This window comes from Microcystis sp. LE19-10.1B, assembly GCF_027530565.1.
GTDB classification, from domain to species: Bacteria; Cyanobacteriota; Cyanobacteriia; order Cyanobacteriales; family Microcystaceae; genus Microcystis; species Microcystis aeruginosa.
Window position 1 is genome coordinate 1 of the sequence record NZ_JAPZQM010000640.1, and the last position, 3,025, is coordinate 3,025.

Consider the following 3,025-nt stretch of genomic DNA (forward strand, 5'->3'; position numbering starts at 1 on the left):
AGGAGTCTGGGGGTGATTATTTTGAGGCAGAAAGACTCCATCGAGACGAAAAGAAAGTTGTTTGACTTCCACTGAGTCAAAGCGGTAGTTATTCGCTTCGGTGATAGGAAGTTGAATTAATTCAAAGAAGATAGAGGGGAATGATTGAAAGAGTTGATAAAAAATCGTGTCAGTTTTCATGCTTTTATTTTATAGCACTACGCGCTAAGATTAGGACGTTTTGCTCACCCCTAACGCCCCTTAATAAAGGGGGGAATAAGGACCGACTTTAACCCCTAAAATAGCTCAATCTTAATCATTACTGATTAATTTAAGATGTTTCCTTGGCGAACCCTTCCAGTCTCTCCCTGATGGGCTTTTTTCCGGATTCATCAATAAAAAACGGAGAATACTTGACAAATTCGGGGGGGGGGGGTAGAATGAGGCTGCTTATTGCTGTTAAGCAATGATTTATGGGGTATAACGAGCAGTTTTTCCCCATTCTTAGCCATGAAATTAACTTGTCAATCAATCAAAAATGACTAATCAACTGCTAAAAGCCCTTTGCCTTCCGGCGGTGACTTGTGCCGTTTTCACTGCCATTCCCGCCCATGCCGCCATTTTTACCGCTACCTATACGGATACTGTTGCATCACCCGGATTTCTACCCCTTGTCGATAACGTTAATGTCGGTGATACTGCGGTTATTACCTATCAGCTTGACAATGGGGGAACTTCCCTGTTGAGCCAAACATGGAATGCCACTGACATTGTGACTGTCACCTTCAACTTTGGTAATGGAGCCCACGTTACCACCTTTAATCCTAATGGGGGTGATGGGTTGGATGGTACTACAGGAAGCTTTGTCACCAATGCCTCAGGACAGTTAACGGCTGTTCCTTTTGATTGGTCTGATTTCAATAATGTCAATGTCGTCTCAACCAATTCTACACAAACACCTATAGAATGGTACGTGAATGGGTTCAATGGCGTTTACTATACTGACCCAAATTATTATTACGAGGTCAATTTGACCAATGTAGAAGGTAACATCGATCCTGCTAACTGGACTATTCAACCTGCCCAGATACAGACAACCCCCGAACCAGGCACCCTTTTAGGCTTATTAGCGGTGGGTTCTCTGGGTGTATTGGCTTGCAAACGGCAATAAATGACCAATTCTATGGTAAGGAAGGTTTAAAAGCCTTCCTTTTTGGTTAGGGAAAAAGGCACTCTCGCCTATTGAATTTTGGGACATAATGGATAAGTAGCTAGACACAATTAATTACACATATCTAATACTAAGTAGGGTCTGCTGAAAAAGTACGGGCGAAGCATTCGGATAGAAAATCTACGGTTTCACCGATAGGTTATTGCCCGAATGCTTCGCCCCTACAGAACGCGGGCCGATGAAGACGCAAGGTTTTGAACGACGATTCTCTCAAAATCTTGCACCTGTTTCGGAAGAAAAGCCCCAAAACCCTTACTTTGCCTACATTTCACATTTATTCAGCAAACCCTAAGTAGGTAGGTATTAAAAACTTTCAGATCCCCCCGCCTATCGGCACCCCCCTTATCAAGGGGGGCAGGGGGGATCAAACCTAAAATCCATTTTTAATTTAATTATAACCAGCTACTTAACTAGGGTTTATAACTGGGAAAATCGATATAACCTTCCTTGTCAAAAGAATACCAATCTTTCATCTCAGCATCGGGATTAAGGGGCCAATTATTGGCGAATCTTTCCACCAAATCGGGATTACTGATATAGGGGCGACCGAAAGCAATTAAATCCGCATCTCCTAACTGAATAGCGGCTTCAGCAGTTTCTTTTGTATAACCACAATTGCCGATTAATGCACTATTAAAAACAGCCCGAAACTCGGATAAAAGCATCGGTTGACCCTTTTCATGAAAACCAAAAGCCAAGCCATCTAGCAGATGCAAATAAGCTAAATTGTACTCATTTAATCTTTGGGCAATATAGAGAAAAGTTTCTCGAAAATCCTCGGAACCCATGTCATTATAAACTCCATTGGGAGACAGACGCACCCCCACTCGATGACTGGGAAAAACAGTTAAAATTGCCTCGACCACTTCCTGCAAAAAACGATAGCGATTCGCCAAACTGCCACCATACTTATCCTGACGCTGATTAGTAACAGATTGTAGAAAAGTATCGATTAAATAACCATTGGCCCCGTGAATTTCTATGCCATCAAACCCCGCTAATTTTGCCCTCTGAGCGGCTTTACGGTAATCGGCGACAATTGCGCTGATTTCCTCGGTTTCTAAGGCTCTAGGGGTCTCGTAGGGCTGTTTACCCATGGGTGTGTGCAACTCCCCCTTAATCTTAATTGCGGAAGGGGCAACTGGTGAAGCCCCATTTTCCTGAAAACTCGGATGAGAAGCGCGACCACAGTGCCACAATTGACAAAAAATTGGTGTTCCTTTTCTTTGGGCGATTTTAGTCACCATTTGCCATGCTTGCGCTTGTTCATCGGTGTAGATACCGGGGGTATTTTGCCAACCGTTAGCTTGAGGAGAAATTACCGTCGCTTCTGTAATCATTAATCCGGCGCTGGCCCTTTGCCGGTAATACTCGGCCATTATCTCATTAGCAAGACGTTTTTCTCCCGCTCGCGCTCGCGTCATGGGAGCAAGCACAAGACGATTTTCTAGGTTTAAATCTCCCAATTTAAATTGACTTAAAAGCGCTAGGGAAGTAGTGAAGGAAGTCATCAAATTTGCCGATAGAGAATTTAGGTTAATTTTACCGCAATTAGTTAAAACCAGACAATCACACCCGAGGATGATTGACTGTCTATCTGCGAGATTGTTCCTCTGCTAAGGTAGGAGAATTAATCGGGTCAATTAGCTGACTATAATTGATCTTGTTCATAAATAGGGTCTGCTGAAAAAGTTTTCCCTGGGGGCAGGGTGTGGGGTGTGGGGTGTGGGGTGTAGGGTTTTACCGATTTTCAGGTGGTCAACTACCTAATTTTCAGGGAAAAAGTACCTGAATTTTCCCCTCAATCACTCCAAT

3 protein-coding genes are annotated in these 3,025 nt (G+C 43.4%); 1 reads left to right on the forward strand and 2 read right to left on the reverse strand.

Going from position 1 to position 3,025, the window contains the following annotated elements; genetic code table 11:
• Positions 1-180, reverse strand: a 180-nt coding sequence (locus O9332_RS22960; RefSeq protein ID WP_288027571.1) for a DUF2887 domain-containing protein, incomplete at its 3' end; no start/stop codon positions are given.
• A 337-nt stretch (positions 181-517) separates the two neighbouring features.
• On the opposite strand from O9332_RS22960, the gene O9332_RS22965 reads away from it, so the two are divergent.
• Positions 518-1,150, forward strand: coding sequence for a PEP-CTERM sorting domain-containing protein (locus O9332_RS22965; RefSeq protein ID WP_288027573.1), 633 nt, complete (start codon positions 518-520; stop codon positions 1,148-1,150).
• Positions 1,151-1,620: 470 nt separating this feature from the next.
• Here O9332_RS22965 and O9332_RS22970 read toward each other — a convergent pair whose 3' ends face one another.
• Positions 1,621-2,721 (reverse strand): alkene reductase, encoded by a 1,101-nt coding sequence (locus O9332_RS22970; RefSeq protein WP_002761107.1) that lies wholly within the window; start codon positions 2,719-2,721, stop codon positions 1,621-1,623.
• Positions 2,722-3,025 lie beyond the last annotated feature (304 nt).

Coding starts and splice junctions, on each gene's coding strand:
- O9332_RS22965 (WP_288027573.1), top strand. CDS start 518: ATGACTAATCAACTGCTAAAAGCCCTTTGCCTTCCGGCGGTGACTTGT.
- O9332_RS22970 (WP_002761107.1), bottom strand. CDS start 2,721: ATGACTTCCTTCACTACTTCCCTAGCGCTTTTAAGTCAATTTAAATTG.